We start from the raw sequence: 21,587 nt of genomic DNA, 5'->3' as shown, positions 1-21,587 counted from the left end.
ATCACATCCAAATCAGCGCAGGTCATTCTGGTGAATTGCCCATTGGAGGCAAGAAAGGGTCCAGCGGCAAGCCGCTGAACCCCTGATTTGTGGCCGGACCTTATTCTTCGGGCAATGCGAAGACATAGACGGCAGAACTGCTGCCACCCTGATCGACATTGTCATCGATCATCCCCATCAGGGCCGAAGAGAAGCCTGCTGGACCTGCGGGGATCGCAACGTACTGACGTCCATCGACTTCATAGGTTATTGCGTGGCCCGAAGCGTCCGAAGCAAGGCGCGAACGCCACAGCATATCACCGGTCTCGGCGTCAAACGCCTTGAGGTAACGGTCGCCACCGCCAGTAAAGAGCAGATTACCCGCAGTGGTCATGACTGGCGAATACTGAGCGGCGGGCTGTTCCCAGCTCCAGAGGGTTTCGCCGGTCGAGATGTTGATGGCGTCGATACGGCCAACACTGGTCTCCTCGGGCGGCAGAACGTACTCGGAATCTGTGTTGTAGACATCGAGTGCCGTCGGCTCGTTGTCACGTGGCGTGGAGATCTGACACGTGTTGTTGAGCGGGATGTAGTAGATGCCCGTGTTCGGGTTGAAGGCCGAGGGCGGCCAATCGCGACCACCGAGATAGGCGGGGCAATGTTCAACCGGTACGCCGATTTCGGTCAGAACCACATCTTCATTGACGGTCACCAGTCCGGTCTCGTCGATGCTTTCGATCATGTTCTGGTAATTGGTGTCACGTGCCCAGAGAAACTCACCGGTTTCGGCATCGAACTGCCACATCGTTCCGGTCTTGCACGGCACCCCGGTCAGAACGCGGCGGCCTTCGCCCGATGCGTTGGCGCCGATTGCCTGCAGGCCATCCATGGAGTCACTGGGATTGACGTCGGTATCGGCGACGATCATTTCAAAAGTGCATTCCTGGTCCCAGTTGTCGCGGGGCAGGGTCTGGTGACGCCATGCAATTTCACCGGTCTGCGGATTGACCGCAAAGCGGGTGTTCGTGCCGTAAAGCGTGCCACCGGGGGTGCCGCGCTGAGTTTCCGAAGCCGGACCAACGGCGCTTGAACCGTAAAAGACCAGGTCGAGTTCGGGATCATAGGTGATCTGACCCCAAACGCCGGTCATCCAGCGCGATTCATAGTCGTTGCCCCAGGTTTCATCGCCTTCTTCGCCGGGCTCGGGAATGAACGTGTTGCGCCAAAGCTCTTCGCCGGTTTCAGCGTCATGGCCGGAGATGAAGCAGCCGAAGGCTGAGTACTGGCATGTCGAACCCGCGACGATAACGCCGTTGGCCACGACCGGGCCGGAGGTGTTTGACACCAAATCGGTGCCTTGGCCGCGGTCAACTTCCCAGGCCAGTTGGCCGGTCTTCATGTCCAGGGCGACAAGATAATTATCCCAGCTCATGAAGTAGAGGTGATCGCCATAGATCGAGATTCCGCGCTTGCGGTCGCCGAGCGAGTGCAGCGTGTTCGTATCGGGCAGGCGGCGGCGATATTGCCAGATCAGATCGCCTGTCACCGCGTCCAGTGCCTGGATTGTGTCGCCGGGGTTGGCGATGAACATGATGCCATCATAAACGATCGGCGATGTCTGCATCGGGCCGGTTTCAAGGCCGCGAGACCAGACCATTTGAAGCTGGCTCACATTGTCGTCGTTGATCTGGTCGAGTGGGCTGAACCGGTAATTGTCAACGGCACGGCCATAGGCCAGCCAGTCACCGTCAGCCGGGCTCGCCAGCATGTCATCTGTCACTGGCGCCAGATCGTTGATTGCGGTCTGGGCGAACGTCGGTACTGCGGTCAGCCCGAGCGCCGTGGTCCCTACAAGGACCATTTTCAGTAGTTTGGAAGACAATTGCCTCACTCCCTTTCCCTTTTTGAAGTCTTGTTTTCAACCAAACGGATATGCCGGTTTCGGCATTCCAAATTGGTGTGCTGTCGCGCGCGCTTGCCTATGGCGTGGGCACGATTGTTATGGAGGACAGCGCTTCTTCGGTACCCGCTAGCTCGGTATCGCCGGCGGGTGCGCCATGCAGTTCGAGCAGATAGGCAGTGATGTCGGCATATTCCTCGTCGGTGAACCAGCCGGCATTGCCCGGGGGCATATTGGCGCGCATGTAGTCGAAATAGTTGTAGAGCGGCTGGTCTGCATACTTGCTGTCAAGCGTGTACCCGATCAGTCCTGGGGCTGCGGAAGAGCCGCGTGCAGTATTGGAGTGGCAAGTCGCGCAGTCAGTTCCGAAGAACTCCATGCCGCGATCAGCCTGCTCCTCGGTGTAGACGCCATCAAAAATGGTGCGCCCTCCGGCATCACCACTCCCGGAGGCTTGCCCTGGTTCTGCTGCCGCCGCGTTGGCCTCAAGCGCTTCGCGTTGCTCGGCCGTCATGTTGTCGAACGCGAAAGCCGACGTTGCGACCGCTGCGACCAATCCGGCGGCAACGATGGCCGTCCGGCCAGCGCGGCCCACATCGATGGATGTCCACATACTCAAATCCTTCATTTTCAGAACCGAATGTCCTCTCCCTCCACCGATCACCTGTTCCCGGTTCAATCGGCTGACATCACCTGTTGCGGCCTATGGCCGGGGTGACGAGGCGTCGCATTGTGAAACGCCATTTCACAAAATTGCGCCTTAGTTCGGGTCCAAGTCAAGCTGATATGTCAGTAATGCTGCGCAAAGTTATTCCGGATTTTGGGGTGACTGCGAAACGAACGTCCTGTTTGGGCGTCAATTGCACAAAAAATGGTGCGAAATCGTTTTTGATGCGTCCGTAATCATACGAATCTTGGCGGGAATGAGGTTGGGTTAGACGAAAGTCTAGTTACATGCATTATACCGGCTGTACTGATCTGCGGTGGGAGCGAGGCGAGGGGAAGCATGGTTTCGTACAAGAAAGTGGAAGCGCTCAGTCGCGGCCTGGCGATATTGCGATACGTTAACGAGGAGACCCAGGCGACAGTGGGCAGCCTTCACGCGAAGTAAGGGCTGGACAAGGCAACGATCGTTCGCATGCTCGAAACGCTGGAGCAGGATGGCTATGTGGTGCGCTCGGAAGGCGCCCATTGGCGGGCCGCCGGCAAAACAATATCGCTCTCTGCCGGCTACTCTGCCGTTTACGATATGGGGCGGCTGGTCGGTCCCGTACTGCGGGACAGTCAAGATGTTCTCAAGTGGCCGGCGAGTTTTGGCATTTTCGACCGCGACGCCATGATCATCGCCGACACAACACGCGACTGGCGCGGCATGATGGTTACGCGGCAGCCTCATCATCGGCCGCCCATGCTCACGACGTCGTTGGGGCGTGCTTATCTGGCGTTCATGGATGACGACAAGCGTGAAGACCTGCTGGACGTGCTTCGCCGCGAACCGACTGGCTGGAATGTAATGGCAGCCGAGCCGGCGAAAGTGAGTGAATTGATCGCCGGCGTGCGCCAGAAGGGCTATGCTGTTGCCGATGCAAATTATCTTGCCCACACATTTGGCACTGATATCTGGGGCATCAGCGTTCCGGTGCGTGGTGAAAAAGAACTGTACGGCTCACTGGGCCTCATGGTTTTGCGCCGTGTGATCAGCGAAGGGGAGGGTGTTGAGGACCTCGCGCCACGAATGCGCGATGTTGCCGGGCGCATTGCCGAAAAGTTGGGCGGCTAGAGAGGAGGAACTAACCGATGTTGCGTCAATTTGGTCTGGCTCTTGTATTGGTTTTCTCTGTTCAGTTTGCCTCTAGTGCCCACGAACGGGGCCATTGGCAGACCGGTGTTGAAGGGCCGCAGCCGCGATCGGAAATGGCGGTGGCGCAGGACGGATCGCGTGCCTATCTCATCGGCGATTTTGTTGGCGCCACAGCGGTGCTCATTTACGATCTTGAAGCTCGGACCTGGACCGTTGGGCCAGACTTTCCGTATCCGATCCATCACCCGATGGCCGCAGCGCTGGACGGAGACGTTTTTGTGTTCGGTGGCTATGTAAATGGGTGGGAGGCAAGCGATGCGGTCTGGGTGCTCGATGGCGCAACGCTTGATTGGCGCCAGGCTTCGCCTATGCCCAGCCGACTCGCTGCTGGCGGCGCTGGCATCATCGATGGCAAAATCCATTTGGTTGGCGGGTCTTTGTCGGGCGCAGTCAATGCCGATGTGCACATGATCTATGATCCTCGGACTGATGCTTGGGACGCCGCTACGCCCATGCCCACACAGCGCGATCATCTGGGTGTTGTTGTCATCGATGATAAACTTGTGGCCATGGGAGGGCGCATAGACGGTGATCCGGCCTTTAATCTCGACACAGTGGAAATCTACGATCCCACGATCGATACCTGGGGTGAGCGTGCGCCGATGCCCACCGCCCGCAGCGGCGTCGCAGTCACAGAGGTCGATGGAAAGGCATTCGTGTTCGGTGGCGAAACGCGGGAGGTCACCTTTGACGCCGCCGAGGCCTATGACCCCAGCTCCGACACCTGGGTTCCGCTGGCGCCATTGCCCACGCCACGACATGGGTTTGGCGCTGTGGTTCACGATGGGCAGATCCTCACGCTTATGGGGGCGCCGACCGCTGGTGGAGACCGCTCGTCGGTTGTCGAGGTCTTCGTCCCCGATACGCCCTAGAGTGATTTCTCTTGCGGGCATTTGGGCTGGGCCATAGGCAGATATATGGTCTCAATTCTTTATGTCATGGCTGCCGATCCTGAATATGGATCGCATCTGAAATCCCGGATTACGCCTTTGATGTGCGGGGTCGGTCCGGTTGAAGCCGCGATTGCACTAACGCGCGCCTTGTCAGAACGCAAAGCTGCCAATCGATTGCCCGATCTCGTTGTCTCGCTCGGCTCCGCAGGATCGTCAACGCTCGATCATACCGGAGTGTATCAGGCAAGTTCGGTCGCTTATCGCGATATGGACGCAACAGCGCTCGGTTTTGCGCCCGGGGAAACGCCTTTCCTGGACCTGCCGGCCCTTCTGCCACTCAAACCTCAGATTCCGGGTCTGGTACAGGCGCGGTTATCGACAGGTGCCAATGTGGTATCGGGCTCGGCCTACGCGGCTATCGACGCCGATATGGTTGATATGGAATCTTTTGCCATCATGCGCGCCTGCCAGTCGTTTGAGGTGCCGCTCGTTGTCGTTCGGGGCATTTCCGATGGTGTGGGACCGTTGAACGGGATAAACGATTGGACGCGCGACCTTGCGGTCATCGATGAAAAGCTTGCAGGTGCCGTTGATATTATTGAGAAGCATGCGAACAGTATTTTTTAGCAACCAAGTGCGGCCGGCTTCATTGATCTGCCGTATCCGCTCGGCAATGATGGCCCCATGATTACTGTCGCTTCCTATAATATCCGCAAAAGTGTGGGCACTGACTGGCGGCGCGACCCAGCCCGTATTCTTGATATTATTACCGAAATCGGCGCAGATATAATCGCGCTGCAGGAAGTCGACAGGCGGTTTGGGAGTCGTGCGGCCTCGCTGTCGCCCGAGATGGTGTCCGAGCGTAGCGAGTATCGAGCCATAAGCTTCGGTGTGCGCGAACAGAGCCTTGGTTGGCACGGCAACACGATTCTTTATCGCCAGGGCATTGAGGTACACGATACCAAGACCCTAACGCTGCCGGCTCTCGAGCCTCGGGGCGCCGTGCTTGGTGATTTTCAAGTTGGCAACGAGCGCTTGCGTGTTATCGGGCTGCATTTGGGTCTTGTCGATCTTTGGCGGCGCCGACAGGCGCAATCGGTGCTCAACCAGCTCGATATTCTCGATGAAAGCCTGCCGACGGTCATCATGGGCGATCTCAACCAATGGACGACTGAGGGCGGGTGTCTGGCTCATTTCGCTGAAAACCACCAGGTCATTGCGCCGGGGCCAAGTTTTCATTCGTCGCGCCCGGTGCTTTATTTCGATCGCATCATCACCACACTGGATATCGATGTCGCAGCCTCGGGCGTGCATATGTCCGAACTGTCACGCAAGGGATCCGATCACCTTCCTGTCTGGGCGCGCATAAAAATCAACGCCGAGACACGCGATATCGCGCAGTCTGCCTGACTGCGACCCTTGCATTGGCCGCCGATATTGGCCATCTGTCGCCCACGACAGATTTCCCCGAAATGACCAGAGTTTTTTATGGCCGCGCCACTCCTCTCCCTGCAATCTATAGGTCTCGTCATGGGGTCGACGCCCTTGCTCGAGGGCGCCGAGCTATCGGTGTCTCCCGGAGACAAGATCGCGCTCGTCGGCCGCAACGGCTCGGGCAAGTCGACTTTGCTGAAAATCGCTGCAGGGACGATCGAACCGGATGGCGGCAAACGGTTCTTTCAACCTGGCGCAACAGTGCGATATCTTCCCCAGGAGCCTGACCTTACTGGGTTCGAGACAACCCTTGCCTATGTCGAGGACGGACTGGAAGGCGCCGATGACAATTATCGTGCGCAATACCTGCTTGAGCAGCTCGGTCTTACGGGAACCGAAAACCCTTCGTCCCTTTCAGGCGGAGAAGCGCGTCGCGCGGCTCTGGCCCGCGTTTTGGCACCCGAACCCGATATCTTGCTTCTGGACGAACCGACAAACCATCTCGATCTGCCGGTCATCGAGTGGCTGGAAGACGAATTGAAATCTCTACGATCCGCGCTCGTCCTCATCAGCCACGATCGCCGTTTCCTATCCGACTTGACCCGCTCCACAGTGTGGATCGATCGCGGCCAGACACGCCGTATCGATCAGGGGTTTGGGGCATTCGAAGCCTGGCGAGACGATTTCCTCGAGCAGGAAGAAAAAGAACAGCACAAGCTGGCGCGCAAAATCGCTGCCGAAGAGCATTGGGTGCGCTATGGCGTTACCGCTCGCCGCAAGCGCAATGTGCGACGTATGGATCTGCTTGGCGGACTGCGTCAGCAGGTCAAGGACTATCGCGGCCCGCAGGGCACTGTAAAAATGACGGTGGCCGAGGGCCGCAGTTCCGGCGCTATGGTCGTGGAAGCCGAAAACATCCGCAAAGCGTTTGGAGAACGGGTCGTCGTGCAGGATTTTTCCACCCGCGTCATGCGCAATGCACGGGTGGGCATCGTTGGGCCAAACGGAGCGGGCAAGACCACGCTGATCCGTATGTTGACCGGTGATCTCGAACCGGACAGCGGAACCGTGCGTCTCGGTACGCGGCTCGAACTCGCAGTTCTCGATCAACGGCGCGCATCATTGGATCCGGACGCCACGCTCAAGGACGTCCTGACAGGCGGGGGCAGCGATACCATAGTGATCAATGGCGAGCCAAAGCACGTCATTGGGTACATGAAAGAATTTCTGTTCACACCCGAGCAGGCGCGCACAGTTGTGGGTAAGCTGTCGGGCGGGGAGCGTAATCGGGTCACGCTCGCGCGGGCGCTGGCATTACCGTCCAACGTCCTGGTGCTGGACGAACCCACCAACGATCTTGATCTCGAAACACTCGACCTGCTCGAAGAGATGATTGCCGATTATCAGGGAACGGTCATTGTGGTCAGCCATGATCGGGACTTTCTCGACAAGGTCGCGACATCGGTCATTGTCGCCGAAGGCGATGGCACCTGGAACGAATATGCCGGCGGATATGCCGATATGGTTGTTCAGCGCGGGGCAGGGGTGTCTGCCCGCAAGTTTGAAAAGGCCGAAACTCAGCCAAAGTCCAAGTCCGCTCCCACTGCGCCTCCGCCACAGCAGAAACGCAAGCTGACGTTCAAGGACAAGCATGCGCTTGAAACCTTGCCCAAGGAAATGGATGGCGTACGTACAAAGATGACGGCCCTGCAAAAGACGCTCGACGATCCTAACCTTTACAATCAGGATCCCGGTAAGTTCGAGAAAGCCACAGCCGATCTGGCCGCAGCGCAGGTCAAACTGGCTGAAATGGAAGATCGCTGGCTGGAGCTCGAAATGATGCGTGAGGAGATCGAGGGCTGATCGGGGGTTCTCACAAATCTGCGATCACATTTATCCTTTCCCGATTGTAAACCAATATCGGGTTAGATCGTGTTTGAGATAACCGCGCATGGAAATTGCCGGCTTCCGGGCCGATTGGGCCGCTTTTCAGGATGTGCGGTGATCCGCGGGGGACCATCCGGATGCAACCGGGCCGTGGTGCCGAAAGGCAACACAGGGCTTTGCTGCGTCAAGCGAGGCGGAACAATGTCGCCTCTGCCATATTTCTTATCGCGCCGTGCATGCCATCCGCATAACAAAAAGCAGACAAGATGACCTCATTGACCACGAAACTCCCCCGCCGCCGTTTCCTAGCTGGAGCTGCCAGCATTTCGGCGCTTGCGCTGGCCGGCTGTTCGAGCATGGGCACGCCCGCTCCGCAGGAACCAGCGCTCCCGCAACTCGATCCGTTCTATGTGAACATGTATGGCGCAGTGCAGGATGGCGAATTCTACGTTCCTGCAGTTGATCTGCGCTTTGTCGATCCCGCATTTTATCGTCGGGTCGTTCCCGATCCCACTGGCGAGCGTCCCGGTACGATCTATGTGGATACCACAAGCTATTATCTCTATCTGGTTCAGGAAGATGGTCAGGCGATGCGCTATGGCGTAGGACTTGGCCGTGAGGGGTTTGGCTGGTCGGGCCGCGGCACCATCCAGTTCAAACGCTCGTGGCCGACCTGGACACCACCTGCCGCGATGATCGAGCGCCAGCCTGAACTCGAGGAATGGCGTAATGGCCAGCCTGGCGGTCTCGAAAACCCGCTCGGCGCGCGCGCCCTCTATATCTTCCAGAATGGCCGCGATACCCTTTATCGTATTCACGGCACGCCTGAGCCTTGGACTATCGGAACCAACGTGTCCTCTGGCTGCGTTCGCTTGATGAACCAGGACATCATGGATCTCTATTCGCGCGTATCGACAGGCAACACATTAATCGTCGCCTGATGGTTTGAGCGTTTGCGCCAGTCTCGCCCGTCCGGTACCGACCGGGCGGGTCGTTTTTTTCAGCAGGGTGTCATGGCCGCTTTCGATGTCGTTGTGATAGGAGCCGGGGCCGCCGGCATGATGTGCGCGGCCAAGGCTGGTCAGCGCGGACGATCAGTGCTTATCGTCGATCATGCGGATGCGCCGGGCAAAAAGATCCGGATTTCAGGCGGGGGGCGGTGCAATTTCACCAACATCCACACGACGCCAAAATCCTTCCTTTCACAAAACCCCAAATTTGCCATTTCGGCGTTAAAACGCTATCGCCCGGCCGATTTCATCGCTCTGGTCGATCGTTACGGCATCGCGCATCACGAAAAAACGCTAGGTCAGTTGTTTTGCGATGGCTCGGCCCAGCAGATTATCGACATGCTGATTGATGAAATGCAGTCGGGAGGGGTGAATCTGAAGCTTGAGACCAGCGTAGACGCCATTGAGCGTACGGGCGATGGGTACACAGTCCGTCTTTCGGATGGACCTGTGACCTGCACATCGCTGGTGATCGCCACCGGCGGCAAATCCATTCCTAAGATGGGGGCAACCGGATTTGCCTATCAGGTAGCCGCCCAGTTTGACGTGCCGGTGGTCGACCCGCGCCCGGGCCTGGTGCCGCTGACCTTTGAAGCGGGCATGCTCGAGCGTCTTCGTCCACTGGCCGGCGTGTCCGTTGATGCGCGGGTCAGTCACGGCAAGACTGTGTTCCGCGAGGGCTTGTTGTTCACCCATCGCGGGTTGAGCGGCCCCTCGATCCTGCAAATTTCATCCTATTGGCGTGAAGGTGACGCCGTTGCCATCGACTTGGCGCCGGAAACTGATGTCACTGGATGGCTCGCGCAAGCGCGTGCCCGGAACGGCAAGCAGTCGGCATTGAACGCTGTGGCTGAGCTTGTGCCACGCCGTGTGGCGGAAATCGTCATGGGAGAAGCGGGCGTTTCCGGCAATCTCGCCGATCTTGGGCGCAAGGCGATGGACGCGATAATTGCTGGCCTTTCAGCCTGGCAGGTGAAACCCGTCGGTTCGGAAGGGTATCGCACTGCCGAGGTAACGCTTGGAGGCATTGACACGGCGGCGCTAAGTTCCACCGATATGCAGGTCAAGTCGGTGCCTGGTCTGTATTTTATCGGCGAAGCCGTCGATGTTACCGGCTGGCTTGGCGGGTACAATTTCCAATGGGCCTGGGCGTCAGGTCGGGCCGCCGGCCTTGCAGCCTAGCCTGGGCTAAGCACCGTGTGGACAGTTCCGGCAATATTGGCGAGCTGCAAATGTGCGCTCGATGGTGAGAGCTGGCTCGAAGCAAAAACGTAGCCTGCAACGGCAATCAACATAATAGCCAACCACCCAATGACGAAACCGCGTCGATTACAGCCCCTTATTGGCGCCGACGTGGTGGAGTGTGCTGGGTTACGTGCAAAGCCTGGTAAACTCATAAATCACAAATCCGGGAGGGGTTGATGATCTACCGGGTTATCCTTGGTGAATGTGCCGGGCCGATGGCCCAAACATGCCCACACAAGGGCATTCGCGACACATTTTCGCCTGTCTCTGTTTGAGGTGAGTCTTAGGAAACGGCCTACCAATCGCTTGGGTTCCAAGCACCCGATTTGTTGGAGATTCTCGTTCCGTTGCGGAACCAAGAGAGGTAGGGGGCGTTCTTTTGCCATGACGGTTGGATCGCCGACCGAGGCAAAAGTTTGAGCCTCGCGGCCCCAGCCTGAGAACTTGAAACAAGCGATTTCAGGAGAAAACTAATGTATCGCAAGCTACTTGCCTCGACCGCTCTGGCCCTGGTTGTTACCGGCGGCGCCTTTGCTCAGGAAACGGCTCCGGCTGAGCCCGCCATGGCCCCTGCAGAACCCACAATGGAAGCCCCGGCGGAAACCCCGCAGGAGCCCCTCGTCAATGCGTCCGAAACCGGCATTAACGCCGATGGCTGGCTCGCGACAGAAATCATCGGAGAGACAATCTACAATTCGACAGGCGACGATGCTGAAGAGATCGGCGATGTAAACGACTTCGTTCTCGATCAGAACGGTGAGATCGGCGCAGTCGTCGTTGGTGTTGGCGGTTTCCTTGGTATTGGCCAGAAAAGCGTTGCCATCAATTGGTCGGACCTTGAGCTCTCTCAGGATATGGACGGTAACAACCGCCTTGTCGCTTCCATGACCCGCGAACAGCTCGAAAATGCAGCTGAGTTCGATCGTCAGGAATGGTTGGCAAGTGAATCGGCTGCCGCTGCTGAGATGGACGCAATGGGCGCTGGCGATGCCATGGCTCCTGCTCCTGCTGGCGACGCTATGGCCCCTGCGGCACCGGCTGGTGATGCAATGGCGCCTGCTGATGACTCCATGGCCGTCGAAGAAGATGCAGTGGTGACAGAAGATGCGCCGGCTGCTGACGCAATGGCCGTTGAAGAAGACTCTATGGCTGCCGATGAAGCTCCGGCCAATGATGCCATGGCATCAGATGCAAACGCCATGGACTTCGACAGCCTTGAGGCTGTTGCCACTGCCGATATTTCAGCTGAAGAGCTGACAGGTACCGCCGTTTATGGTGCGGGTGATGAAGAAATTGGCGATATCGGTGATATCCTTCTGTCAGAAGATGGCGCCGTTGATGCTGTCATCATCGACTTTGGCGGATTCCTCGGTATCGGCACCAAGCCTGTTGCCGTCGCCTTCGATAACCTGACCTTCGTTCGCGACGAAAATGGTGGCCTGATCCTGCGCACTCCGCTGACTGCAGAGGAACTGGAAGCTGCTCCGGAGTATGAAGAGGATGCTTATCTCACGGCTCCTGAAGACAATTCGCTGATCGTTCAGTAATCGTCTCTAACGTTCGATCTCTAAGGGCCGGCTGAAAAGCCGGCCCTTTTGCTGTGGGTAATTGCCATTCGACCGCGGGGGAGAGCTCCATGGGCGCACGAACACCGCGCTAACGTCCATGCAGCTCAAGCTAGTCCGCCCACCGAAGTGCAGATCTCCCAACAAATGAGATGAGCTCTTGCTTGAGCCCTGCTCATGTCCAACGCCAGTAAGGCATGAGAGCTGGTGCCTACGCTTTGAAAAGACTATGCTTTCCAGCCGCTCGCACTGCCCGGCTCGCAAAGCCATTTGAGCCCTCAAGCTCTCTCCGACTGGAATTTCAGTCGCCCGTCATGTCTCTGACTCTCATCAATCTTTGCGACCTGGGACAACCGCCGAGCTATCGTACGGCTTGCTTTGTTGGCGCCCGTCTTGGGCATGGCGTCCCGGCGGGTGGAGCGTGCGGTACAAAAAAGGGCCGGTCGCAAGGACCGGCCCTTTTTCAAAGTCTCTGGGAATTTCAATCAATCGTCGTCGCCCCCTGAGGTGCCGAAATACCAGCCTGCAGCAAGTGCTGCGACGGCTGACCAGAACAGCGGGCCCTTTTTTGCACGCGATGCGAGACGTATCCCCGCGGATGCCAATGACATCGTCGACGCCATCGTTGCCGAGCTGGCTGCGTTGCGGCGGCGTTCTTCCTTCTTGCGATTGTTGCGTGCGATCGCAATAGCAAGAGAAATGCCGGAAATTGCCAGAAACCCGGCCCCCATAAGAAGTGCTGCGCCCAGCGGGCTTGTTTCCTGGGCCAGCCAGATAAAGAGCGCGGCGATAAGAAACCCTGCACCGACCAGGCCCAAAAGCCCGATCACTACATAAAAGGCGGCGGACATTCCGGCGGAGCGGACGGCCGACGTTGCGCGGCTGGTTACCGCGGAAAAAGGAGCTGTCAGCGCCATAGCGCCGCTCCTTAAAGTATTTTGGAAAGTACGTAGCCAATTCCGGCCGCGATAAGCACTGATGAGATCGGCTTGTCGCGGATCATCGTTTTCAGTTCGCCTTCCGCGGCCTCGAAACTGTCCTGGACCTGCTCCAGCGTTTCTTCGCCTTTGCGTTCGACATTCTTGCGGAGTCGGCGGGCTTCGGTTTTGGCTTCGGTGGTGCGATGTTTCACGACATCGCCAAGCGTGGCTGTAATCGCGGCGACGTCTTCGCGCAGCGCTGCAATCTCGGCGTCCAGATCCTTTGCGGGATCGTCACCGTCTGATTTTGCTGTTGTACGGGCAGTCGTTGCGGCTCGGGCCATGATGGCCTCCCATGTTGGAGTTATACCCGCAGCTTAAACGTCGAAACAAAAAAGAGGTTCCGGGCGAAATGCCCGAAACCCCTGAAATATGGGCGTTTGTGCTGTTTTCAGGCTGCGCTTGACGAAGTGAGGTTCATCACGCCGACGGCAACCGCATCGGGACCGAACTCGCCGTCCCCTTCGAGCTTGAGAATCGTTGCAAGCTGCGTGCGTGCGCGGCTGACCCTGCTCTTGATCGTTCCGACTGCGCAATCGCAGATGTCGGCGGCCTCTTCGTAGGAAAAGCCCGATGCGCCGACCAGGATAAGCGCTTCGCGTTGATCCTCGGGTAGCTGGTTGACCGCCTTTTTGAAATCTTCCATGTCGAGGCGACCGACCTGTTCGGGGTGGCTCGACAAACGTTCAGCCATTGCCCCTTCAGGGTCTGAAACCTCGCGTTTGCGCTTGCGCATCTGGCTATAAAACTCGTTGCGCAAAATCGTGAAAAGCCAGCCCTTCAGGTTGGTGCCGGGTGTGAACGATGAGCGTTTGTCCCAAGCGCGGACCAGAGTTTCCTGCACCAGATCGTCTGCCTTGTCAGCGGCGCCGACCAGCGACATCGCAAAGGCGCGAAGGTTTGGGATGACAGCAAGAAGTTCGGCGCGAAAATCGTATGTGTCTGACATGGGCACCACCTACTCGGACTTGGGTTTGTCGTCGTCTCCGAGCTTGCCTAGCAGCTCCAAAAGACGATCAGGTACCGGCTCTGCGACGACATCGTCGTAGAATTCTCGGAGCTTAAGGCCGATAAAAGCTTGAGAATCCGCGCCCAAATTGGGCTTGGTCTCGCCCTGGGGCTCTTTGCTGTCCTGCTCGTCCTTGGCCATATTTCTGCTGCTGAGTTGCGTCACGATTACCCCACATTGCGTCTTGTTTATTGGCCTCGGAAACGCGACGAGTCAAAAAAAGTTCCAATGGCCGGGGAACTATTTCTCAAAAGTGTCGTTACCGGTGCATTGTCATCGCCTGCGCGTCGGGCGACGTGACTATGCGAGGGAGTTATATTTATGAATCTTGCTGAGTTGATTGCGCCGCACATACCCTATCTTAGACGTTTTGCGCGGTCGTTGACCGGTAGTCAGTCCAGCGGCGACGCTTATGTCTCGGCTACACTTGAGGCGCTCGTTGCCGACAGGTCGATCTTTCCGACGGATCTCGACTCCAAAGTCGCGCTTTACAAAGTTTTTTCTCAGCTCTGGAAATCGGTCGATATCAATCTCGCCGAACTTCCTCCGGCTGCCCATGCGTGGGAAGAGCAGGCACGTCGCAGCCTGCGTGCCATAGCGCCATTGCCCCGTCAGGCCTTTTTGCTGGTGGCCGTCGAGCGTTTTTCAAATGAAGAAGGTGCCGAAATTCTTGGCGTCAGCGACGTTGAGTTCGCAGATCTCATCGACACGGCTTCAACCGAGATGGCGCGTCAGGTGGCGACCAGCGTGCTGATCATCGAAGATGAACCATTGATTGCCATGGACATCGAACAGATGGTTGAGGCACTCGGTCATACGGTGACCGGTGTGGCGCGGACCCACAAGGAAGCCATGGAGCTGTTTAATCAGCGTCGTCCCGGCCTTGTGCTTGCCGATATTCAGCTTGCCGATGGCAGCTCGGGTATTGATGCTGTCAACGACATGCTGCGTTCTGCCAGTGTGCCGGTCATCTTCATCACCGCTTTCCCGGAGCGTCTGTTGACGGGTGAACGCCCTGAACCCGCCTTCCTGGTTACCAAGCCGTTCCAGCCCGACATGGTCAAGGCATTGGTCAGCCAGGTTCTGTTCTTTTCCGAACAGATGGAACAGGCAGCATAAATCGGCGAGGCGCCGGAACCACCCGGCGCCCCGGTTCGTTCTCTCCGCAGTTCAGTATTTAGGGAGTTCGTTCCATGCTCGGCTGGGCACTTGCATTTCTCATCATCGCGGTAATAGCAGGCGTTCTCGGTTTTGGAGGGATCGCCGGAGCGGCGTCTTCGATTGCACAGATTCTCTTCTTTGTATTTCTCGTCGCAATGGTTATTGGTCTCATTCTGGGGTTAGCTCGGCGTGCGCGTTAAGGGCCTCTCCATCTGGGGACGAAAACCGGGCCTCCCGCAAACGGGGCCCAAGTGGGGCTTGTGGAACATTCCGACAAATACGCGCCGACTATGAAGGGGCAGGACAACGGAAAGTCGGGTGGGGGCGATCGTGACAGCTCTCGCCGCTTCGCCTTTGCGATGCGAGCCCTTAGTCGGACGCCGGTGTCATTGAGCTACCAGAACCGGGACTTGATCTATGAGTGGGCGGAGAACCTCCCGAGTGGTGTCGAGATCAATGATGTCCTGGGGCATACTGACGCCAACTTTTTTCCTCGCCTCGCGGCTGAACGACTACGGGTCACCAAGCTCCATGTCATTGAGACGCGTGAACCCCAGCGGTTCGAATTGCCCGTCAATATCTCCGGCGAGGTGAGGTGGTTCGACATTTGGATCGATCCTGATCTTGAACCGGCGGGATCCGCGATGGGCGTTTATTCGACCATCATCGACATCAGTGCCCAGAAGCGCCGCGAGGTCCAGCTCAAGAACCTTCTGCGCGAAGTCAGCCACCGTTCCCGCAATCTGCTGGCCATAGTTCTTTCGCTCGCGTCCCAGACGGCGCGCAGCGCGACCAGCGTGCCGGCCTTTGTCACAGCCTTTTCCGGGCGCCTGCAAGCAATTGCCCGGGCGCAGGATCTGGTTACCGACCGGGACTGGCAAGGTGCGCTGCTCAGCGATTTGATATCGCGCCAGATTGCTCTGTTCCATCGTGACAATGCGCTGCCCGTAGAACTGAGGGGCGACGATCTCGTGGTATCCCCAAACGCTGCGCTTTATGTCGGGCTGGCCATCCACGAGCTTGCCTCCAATGCCGTCCGCAATGGTCAGCTATCTCCGGGCGATGGTGCAATTGAGGTTGCCTTCAGTGTCGAGTCGCGCTCGGATGGCGGTCGTAATCTGGTGGTAAAATGGACTGAACGCCTGAGGGCAGGATCAACTGCGCAGGATATCGAACCGCTGACGCGCAAGTTCCTTGAAAGTGTTGTTCCGCTTGCCGTCGACGGCATGGGAGAGTTGGCCGTCGCGGGCAGCCGCGTTGATTATGCATTGCGCATAGACGGCAATCACATCACCTGAGTAATTCGCTCGGACTGGAAATCATGCCTAAAACGAGGAAAGACCGGGACGCCTTTTGGGGCACCCGGTCTCTCTTTTGCGCGACTGCGTTTGGGGGAAACGCCTTCGCGTCCTCCCTAAATGCAATCAGCCGGAAATGGTTCCTGCTTGGCATAAAAAAAGAGGATCGCCGGGCAGCAATCCTCTTTAGGGTCAGGGCTTGGCACGATGGAGGTAGGGGCGCCTCCATCGGCTGTTGATAAAACGCCGACGGCTGCTGCCGGTTCCGTACCGCCAACTTTTTTTCTTCAATCATGTTTGGGTGAGAATCACCGCATGACACCAGTCGGCCATACCGAGCCCCACGCGTTTGAGTGCCAGGCTTGACCATCACGGAAAATCTTCATTGCGCTATCGGCGCCCGCTCGGCCTGAGAGCTCCATCCGGAATGGCGCGACCGCTTTCGCGCACCCTCATCCTTCGGCCAACATCCCTCTGTCCAGAAACGCGAAAGTGGAGCCTGTGCTAAAGGTGCTGGAAAGCGGGCAGAACTCGTGCAACACTCTTGGTCTCTGAGGGGAGGAACAGACATGAACCATGGGTTGCGACATGCCGCAAAAGCCGATCGTTTACGATGCTCCCACGCCTCAGCCCCGGGCTAGCGACGCTGAAACGCTTCGCAATGAAATCCTGGAAAAGCTGACATATGCCGTTGGCAAGGATCCAATTGTTGCGCGCCGGTCGGACTGGCTGACAGCGACAATTCTGACCATCCGTGACAGGATCATTGATCAGTGGATGGAATCCACACGCGACACGTGGCGGACGTCCCAAAAGCGCGTTTATTACCTCAGTCTCGAGTTTCTCATCGGGCGCCTGATGCGCGATGCCGTATCCAATCTGGGCATGATGGAGCCGGTGCGCGAAGCGCTGGCGTCTTTCAATGTCGATCTTGACGAGTTGATCGAGCGTGAACCCGACGCTGCGCTGGGCAATGGCGGCTTGGGGCGCTTGGCCGCCTGTTTTCTGGAATCGATGTCGACGATCAAGGTGCCTGCCTATGGCTATGGCATCCGTTACGTCCATGGACTTTTCCGGCAGGAAATGAGTGATGGCTGGCAGGTCGAACTGCCCGAAGACTGGTTGGCTCACGGCAATCCGTGGGAATTCGAGCGCCGAGAGAGCGCCTATGAAGTCGGTTTTGGCGGCTCGGTAGAACCCGTTACCCAGCCCGATGGAAGTGTGCGCCAGGTCTGGCACCCTGCCGAACATGTGTGTGCGGTGGCCTTCGATACCCCCGTCGTCGGCTGGCGCGGTGCGCGTGTGAATACACTGCGCCTGTGGAGCGCCCAGCCGATAGATCCCATCCTGCTCGACAGGTTCAATGCCGGCGACCACATCGGAGCGCTTGAGGAAAGCGCCCGCGCCGTTTCGATCACCCGCGTGCTCTATCCCGCCGATTCTACCCCCGCTGGTCAGGAATTGCGGTTGCGGCAAGAGTTCTTCTTTTCTTCAGCGTCGCTGCAAGACATTGTAAGGCGTCACTTGCAGCAATATGGCGATCTGGGATCGCTGCCGGACAAGGTTGCCATCCAGCTCAACGATACGCACCCGGCGATCTCGATTGCCGAGATGATGCGGATCCTCATGGACGTCCAGGGTCTCGCCTGGAACGAAGCGTGGAAGCTCACCCAGCGTACATTCTCCTACACCAATCATACGTTATTGCCCGAAGCGCTTGAAACATGGCCTGTCGCCCTGCTTGAGCGGTTGCTGCCGCGCCAGATGCAGATCGCCTATGCCATCAACGCCATGGTGCTGGAAGAGGCGCGCGAGAAGGGTCTTGAAGACTCGCGCATCGCAGCGATTTCCCTGATCGACGAAAATGGCAGCCGCCGCCTGCGCATGGGCCAGTTGGCCTTCGTCGGATCGCATTCGATCAATGGCGTATCGGCGCTGCACACCGAGTTGATGAAGAAGACTGTCTTTGCGGACTTGCACAACCTCTATCCCGACCGCATCAACAACAAGACCAATGGCGTAACCCCCCGTCGCTGGCTGATGCAGTGCAATCCGTCACTGACGCGGCTTATATCCGAGCGGATCGGTCCCGATTTTTGCGACGACATTGAGCAGCTCATCAAGCTCGACGCACACGCCGAGGACAAGTCGTTCCAGGATCAGTTCGCAGCCGTCAAACGCGGAAACAAAGACCGGCTTGCAGCGCTCATCAAGGAGCGCACCGGCATTTCGGTGTCGCCCGATGCGCTGTTCGACATCCAGATCAAGCGTATCCACGAATACAAGCGCCAGCTGCTCAACATCATGGAAGCTGTTGCTCAATACAACATGATCCGCGCCCACCCTGAAAAGCGCTGGGTGCCACGGGTCAAAGTGTTCGCCGGCAAGGCAGCGCCGAGCTATTGGAATGCAAAACTGATCATCAAGCTGATCAATGATGTGGCCAAGGTCATCAACAACGACCCGGCAGTACGTGGGCTGTTGAAAGTGGTGTTCCTGCCAAATTACAACGTGTCGCTGGCCGAGACCATCATTCCCGCTGCCGATCTTTCCGAACAGATTTCGACAGCAGGCATGGAAGCCTCGGGCACAGGCAACATGAAATTTGCGCTCAATGGCGCCTTGACCATTGGCACTATGGATGGCGCCAATGTGGAGATGCGCGAGCGTCTAGGCCCCGAAAACATCGTAATTTTCGGCATGAGCGCTGAACAGGTCGACGATATGCGGGCGCAAAACCGGTCCCCGCGCGAAATTATCGAAGCGAGCCATGCGTTGCGCGAGGTTATCGAAGCGATCGGCTCTGGCGTGTTCTCCCCGGACGACCGCGCGCGCTATCGCGGCCTGATGGACGGTCTTTACGATCACGACTGGTTCATGGTGGCGCGCGATTTCGATGCCTATTGCGCAGGTCAGCGCAAGGTGGATGCCCACTGGGCGGACCGCAAGGTCTGGAACGCCATGGCGATCCGCAACACTGCCCGTATGGCCTGGTTCTCTTCGGATCGGACGATCCGCGAATATGCCGATGATATCTGGGGAGCGCCACACATCTGAAAGATATGACTGCGGGACGCCGGAACTTGGGGGTCCCCGGCGGGTTCAATAACAAGACGCTGATGTACAATCATCAGAGGGGGAGTAGAGCACTTGGCAAAAAAGCAGTCAGAATGGCAAGCTGATCCCAAGCAGATCGCACGCGTCGTCGGCGGCCAGCACGACGATCCGTTCGCGATTTTGGGGTTGCACGCCCATGATGGAAAATGGACAGCTCGCGCGTTCGTGCCGCACGCTCAATGGGCCGAAGCGCGTACGCTTGATGGCAAGGTTCTGGGTAAACTGGAGAAAAGAGATGATGCCGGGTTTTTCGAAGGCGCGGTCAAAATCGATGCCTTCCAGCCTGTAGTCTATCACGCCGGCAATGACGGTGGCGAATGGGACGTGGTCGATCCTTACTCTTTTGGACCGGTGCTCGGCCCGATGGATGACTACTTTATCGGCGAAGGTTCCCATCTGCGCCTTTTCGATAAAATGGGCGCTCATTTCATGACATTTGAGGGCGTCGAAGGTACCCATTTTGCTGTCTGGGCGCCCAATGCGAAGCGGGTTTCGGTGGTGGGCTCGTTCAACGATTGGGATGGCCGCCGTCACGCCATGCGGCGCCGGAACCAGATCGGTATCTGGGAGATCTTCCTGCCTGGCGTAAGACCGGGTGCTCAGTACAAATATGAAATTATCGGCAAAGAGGGCAAATTGCTGCCGCTCAAGGCCGACCCCTACGCGCAGCAGTCCGAGCTGCGTCCCAAGACCGCCTCGGTGGTCGCCGATCCCGCGCCTTTCGCCTGGACAGATGCAGGCTATATGGAAACGCGCAAGGCGCGCGACTATCGCCACGAGCCGATGAGCGTCTACGAGGTCCATCTTGGCTCCTGGCGCAAACGCCCGGATGGCGGGTTTCTGTCGTACGATCAACTCGCTGAACAACTTATCCCCTATGCCGCCGATATGGGGTTTACCCATATCGAATTGCTGCCCATTACCGAGCATCCCTATGATCCGAGCTGGGGCTATCAGCCGACTGGGCTTTATGCGCCGACTGCACGGTTCGGGGATCCTCAAGGTTTCGCCCGCTTCGTCGACGCGGCCCATGCTGCCGGGTTGGGGGTCATTCTTGATTGGGTGCCGGCGCATTTTCCAACCGATGAGCATGGTTTGGCCAAGTTCGATGGCACGGCGCTCTATGAGCACGCCGACCCGCGGCAGGGCTACCACCCTGACTGGAATACAGCGATCTACAATTTTGGGCGCAAGGAAGTTTCGAGCTTTCTGACAAATAACGCCCTGTATTGGCTCGAGAAGTTCCACATCGACGGCCTGCGCGTGGATGCGGTTGCCTCGATGCTTTATCTCGATTATTCGCGCCAGCCCGGCCAGTGGGTGCCCAACCAGCATGGCGGTAATGAAAATATTGAGGCCATTGCCTTCCTCAAGCGTGTGAACGCCGAAACGTACGGAAATCATCCTGGCACGTTTACTGTCGCCGAAGAATCCACAAGCTGGCCGGGCGTTACGGCACCGACTTACGCAGATGGACTGGGGTTCGGGTTCAAGTGGAACATGGGCTTTATGAACGATACGCTGCGCTATATGCAGCGCGAACCGATCCACCGCCGCTTCCATCATAGCGATCTTAGTTTCGGTTTGCTCTACGCGTTCTCGGAGAACTTCACCCTGCCGCTCAGCCATGACGAGGTCGTTCATGGCAAGGGATCGCTGCTCAACAAGATGCCTGGCGACGACTGGCAGAAATTTGCAAACCTGCGAGCCTATTACGCGTTCATGTGGGGCTATCCGGGCAAGAAACTTCTGTTCATGGGGCAGGAATTTGCGCAGCGCGAAGAGTGGAATGAGGCGCAGGCGCTCGACTGGTGGCTGCTCGACGCGCAAGCTCATGAGGGGATCAGGCGGCTGGTGTCCGACCTCAACACTGTCTATCGCGAATTGCCCGCTCTGCACGAGCGCGATTGCGAGCCTGAAGGGTTTGAATGGATCATCGCCAATGATCATGCCAATTCGGTTCTGGCCTGGGTGCGAAAGGCTCCTGACGCCGCGCCCGTTGTGGTCATAACCAATCTGACCCCGGTGCCGCGCGAGCAGTATCGTCTGCCAATGCCCGCCGCCGGGCGATGGATAGAGCGCATCAACACTGATGCAGGTTGGTATGCCGGGTCCAATACCGGCAATCAAGGTGTGGTCACTGCAACCAAAGGCAATGAATTCGGTTATCCGGCAACTGCGGAGGTTGTTTTGCCTCCGCTCTCGACCCTCATCCTGCAATTTGAACCGGGATAGGTGCTTTTGATGA

General features: G+C 57.8%; 19 protein-coding genes. 13 read left to right on the top strand and 6 right to left on the bottom strand.

Features of this window, described 5'->3' with window-relative positions:
• Positions 1 to 100 precede the first annotated feature (100 nt).
• Positions 101 to 1,870 (bottom strand): pyrroloquinoline quinone-dependent dehydrogenase, encoded by a 1,770-nt coding sequence (locus ACN0TA_RS11020; protein WP_417582792.1) that lies wholly within the window; start codon positions 1,868 to 1,870, stop codon positions 101 to 103.
• Positions 1,871 to 1,958: 88 nt separating this feature from the next.
• Positions 1,959 to 2,492 (bottom strand): c-type cytochrome, encoded by a 534-nt coding sequence (locus ACN0TA_RS11015; RefSeq protein ID WP_417582790.1) that lies wholly within the window; start codon positions 2,490 to 2,492, stop codon positions 1,959 to 1,961.
• Positions 2,493 to 3,017: 525 nt separating this feature from the next.
• Between ACN0TA_RS11015 and ACN0TA_RS11010 the strand changes: the two genes are divergently transcribed.
• From ACN0TA_RS11010 to ACN0TA_RS10975, 8 genes are all read left to right on the top strand, one after another.
• A complete protein-coding gene (locus ACN0TA_RS11010; protein WP_417582788.1) occupies positions 3,018 to 3,659 on the top strand; it encodes an IclR family transcriptional regulator domain-containing protein in 642 nt (213 codons plus the stop codon).
• 17 nt (positions 3,660 to 3,676) lie between these two features.
• Positions 3,677 to 4,612, top strand: coding sequence for a Kelch repeat-containing protein (locus ACN0TA_RS11005; protein ID WP_417582786.1), 936 nt, complete (start codon positions 3,677 to 3,679; stop codon positions 4,610 to 4,612).
• Positions 4,613 to 4,657: 45 nt separating this feature from the next.
• The gene (locus ACN0TA_RS11000) at positions 4,658 to 5,260 is read left to right on the top strand and encodes a 5'-methylthioadenosine/S-adenosylhomocysteine nucleosidase (protein WP_417582784.1); all 603 of its coding nucleotides are present in this window, start codon (positions 4,658 to 4,660) and stop codon (positions 5,258 to 5,260) included.
• Between the two features lie 57 nt (positions 5,261 to 5,317).
• Entirely contained in the window at positions 5,318 to 6,043 is a 726-nt protein-coding gene (locus tag ACN0TA_RS10995) for an endonuclease/exonuclease/phosphatase family protein (protein WP_417582782.1), read from the top strand.
• Positions 6,044 to 6,121: 78 nt separating this feature from the next.
• Complete coding sequence (locus ACN0TA_RS10990; RefSeq protein WP_417582780.1) at positions 6,122 to 7,930, top strand: ABC-F family ATP-binding cassette domain-containing protein; 1,809 nt, start codon at positions 6,122 to 6,124, stop codon at positions 7,928 to 7,930.
• 290 nt (positions 7,931 to 8,220) lie between these two features.
• Complete coding sequence (locus ACN0TA_RS10985; RefSeq protein WP_417582778.1) at positions 8,221 to 8,895, top strand: L,D-transpeptidase; 675 nt, start codon at positions 8,221 to 8,223, stop codon at positions 8,893 to 8,895.
• Positions 8,896 to 8,967: 72 nt separating this feature from the next.
• Positions 8,968 to 10,146 (top strand): NAD(P)/FAD-dependent oxidoreductase, encoded by a 1,179-nt coding sequence (locus ACN0TA_RS10980; protein WP_417582775.1) that lies wholly within the window; start codon positions 8,968 to 8,970, stop codon positions 10,144 to 10,146.
• A gap of 536 nt (positions 10,147 to 10,682) precedes the next feature.
• Complete coding sequence (locus ACN0TA_RS10975; RefSeq protein ID WP_417582773.1) at positions 10,683 to 11,756, top strand: PRC-barrel domain-containing protein; 1,074 nt, start codon at positions 10,683 to 10,685, stop codon at positions 11,754 to 11,756.
• Positions 11,757 to 12,259: 503 nt separating this feature from the next.
• On the opposite strand, the gene ACN0TA_RS10970 is transcribed toward ACN0TA_RS10975, so the two are convergent.
• The 4 genes from ACN0TA_RS10970 to ACN0TA_RS10955 form a co-directional block, all read right to left on the bottom strand.
• Positions 12,260 to 12,691: a phage holin family protein gene (locus ACN0TA_RS10970; RefSeq protein ID WP_417582771.1), complete on the bottom strand. Its 432-nt coding sequence runs from the start codon at positions 12,689 to 12,691 to the stop codon at positions 12,260 to 12,262.
• An 11-nt stretch (positions 12,692 to 12,702) separates the two neighbouring features.
• The gene (locus tag ACN0TA_RS10965) at positions 12,703 to 13,038 is read right to left on the bottom strand and encodes a DUF883 family protein (protein ID WP_417582769.1); all 336 of its coding nucleotides are present in this window, start codon (positions 13,036 to 13,038) and stop codon (positions 12,703 to 12,705) included.
• A gap of 107 nt (positions 13,039 to 13,145) precedes the next feature.
• Positions 13,146 to 13,703 (bottom strand): sigma-70 family RNA polymerase sigma factor, encoded by a 558-nt coding sequence (locus ACN0TA_RS10960; protein WP_417582768.1) that lies wholly within the window; start codon positions 13,701 to 13,703, stop codon positions 13,146 to 13,148.
• A 9-nt stretch (positions 13,704 to 13,712) separates the two neighbouring features.
• On the bottom strand, positions 13,713 to 13,904 hold the full coding sequence (locus ACN0TA_RS10955; RefSeq protein WP_417582766.1) for a NepR family anti-sigma factor: 192 nt from the start codon (positions 13,902 to 13,904) through the stop codon (positions 13,713 to 13,715).
• Between the two features lie 180 nt (positions 13,905 to 14,084).
• Between ACN0TA_RS10955 and ACN0TA_RS10950 the strand changes: the two genes are divergently transcribed.
• The 5 genes from ACN0TA_RS10950 (at position 14,085) to glgB (ending at position 21,574) form a co-directional block, all read left to right on the top strand.
• Positions 14,085 to 14,882, top strand: coding sequence for a response regulator (locus ACN0TA_RS10950; RefSeq protein WP_417582764.1), 798 nt, complete (start codon positions 14,085 to 14,087; stop codon positions 14,880 to 14,882).
• Positions 14,883 to 14,956: 74 nt separating this feature from the next.
• Positions 14,957 to 15,124 carry a DUF1328 domain-containing protein gene (locus ACN0TA_RS10945; RefSeq protein ID WP_417582762.1) on the top strand — a complete coding sequence of 56 codons (168 nt, stop codon included), beginning with the start codon at positions 14,957 to 14,959 and terminating at the stop codon, positions 15,122 to 15,124.
• A gap of 60 nt (positions 15,125 to 15,184) precedes the next feature.
• Positions 15,185 to 16,222: a sensor histidine kinase gene (locus tag ACN0TA_RS10940; protein WP_417582760.1), complete on the top strand. Its 1,038-nt coding sequence runs from the start codon at positions 15,185 to 15,187 to the stop codon at positions 16,220 to 16,222.
• A 588-nt stretch (positions 16,223 to 16,810) separates the two neighbouring features.
• The gene (locus tag ACN0TA_RS10935) at positions 16,811 to 19,279 is read left to right on the top strand and encodes a glycogen/starch/alpha-glucan phosphorylase (protein WP_417582758.1); all 2,469 of its coding nucleotides are present in this window, start codon (positions 16,811 to 16,813) and stop codon (positions 19,277 to 19,279) included.
• A gap of 93 nt (positions 19,280 to 19,372) precedes the next feature.
• Positions 19,373 to 21,574: a 1,4-alpha-glucan branching protein GlgB gene (gene glgB / locus ACN0TA_RS10930; protein ID WP_417582756.1), complete on the top strand. Its 2,202-nt coding sequence runs from the start codon at positions 19,373 to 19,375 to the stop codon at positions 21,572 to 21,574.
• Positions 21,575 to 21,587 lie beyond the last annotated feature (13 nt).

Source organism: Pelagibacterium sp. (assembly GCF_048264985.1).
Taxonomy (GTDB): Bacteria; Pseudomonadota; Alphaproteobacteria; order Rhizobiales; family Devosiaceae; genus Pelagibacterium.
The sequence above is the reverse complement of the archived record's forward strand: the minus strand, read 5'-3'. Positions and strand labels throughout refer to the sequence as shown.

Coding starts and splice junctions, on each gene's coding strand:
- ACN0TA_RS10975 (WP_417582773.1), top strand. CDS start 10,683: ATGTATCGCAAGCTACTTGCCTCGACCGCTCTGGCCCTGGTTGTTACC.
- ACN0TA_RS10970 (WP_417582771.1), bottom strand. CDS start 12,691: ATGGCGCTGACAGCTCCTTTTTCCGCGGTAACCAGCCGCGCAACGTCG.
- ACN0TA_RS11015 (WP_417582790.1), bottom strand. CDS start 2,492: ATGTGGACATCCATCGATGTGGGCCGCGCTGGCCGGACGGCCATCGTT.
- ACN0TA_RS10955 (WP_417582766.1), bottom strand. CDS start 13,904: ATGGCCAAGGACGAGCAGGACAGCAAAGAGCCCCAGGGCGAGACCAAG.
- ACN0TA_RS10965 (WP_417582769.1), bottom strand. CDS start 13,038: ATGGCCCGAGCCGCAACGACTGCCCGTACAACAGCAAAATCAGACGGT.
- ACN0TA_RS10945 (WP_417582762.1), top strand. CDS start 14,957: ATGCTCGGCTGGGCACTTGCATTTCTCATCATCGCGGTAATAGCAGGC.
- ACN0TA_RS11010 (WP_417582788.1), top strand. CDS start 3,018: ATGCTCGAAACGCTGGAGCAGGATGGCTATGTGGTGCGCTCGGAAGGC.
- ACN0TA_RS10980 (WP_417582775.1), top strand. CDS start 8,968: ATGGCCGCTTTCGATGTCGTTGTGATAGGAGCCGGGGCCGCCGGCATG.
- ACN0TA_RS11000 (WP_417582784.1), top strand. CDS start 4,658: ATGGTCTCAATTCTTTATGTCATGGCTGCCGATCCTGAATATGGATCG.
- ACN0TA_RS10995 (WP_417582782.1), top strand. CDS start 5,318: ATGATTACTGTCGCTTCCTATAATATCCGCAAAAGTGTGGGCACTGAC.
- ACN0TA_RS10950 (WP_417582764.1), top strand. CDS start 14,085: ATGAATCTTGCTGAGTTGATTGCGCCGCACATACCCTATCTTAGACGT.
- ACN0TA_RS10985 (WP_417582778.1), top strand. CDS start 8,221: ATGACCTCATTGACCACGAAACTCCCCCGCCGCCGTTTCCTAGCTGGA.
- ACN0TA_RS11005 (WP_417582786.1), top strand. CDS start 3,677: ATGTTGCGTCAATTTGGTCTGGCTCTTGTATTGGTTTTCTCTGTTCAG.
- ACN0TA_RS10960 (WP_417582768.1), bottom strand. CDS start 13,703: ATGTCAGACACATACGATTTTCGCGCCGAACTTCTTGCTGTCATCCCA.
- ACN0TA_RS10935 (WP_417582758.1), top strand. CDS start 16,811: ATGCCGCAAAAGCCGATCGTTTACGATGCTCCCACGCCTCAGCCCCGG.
- ACN0TA_RS10990 (WP_417582780.1), top strand. CDS start 6,122: ATGGCCGCGCCACTCCTCTCCCTGCAATCTATAGGTCTCGTCATGGGG.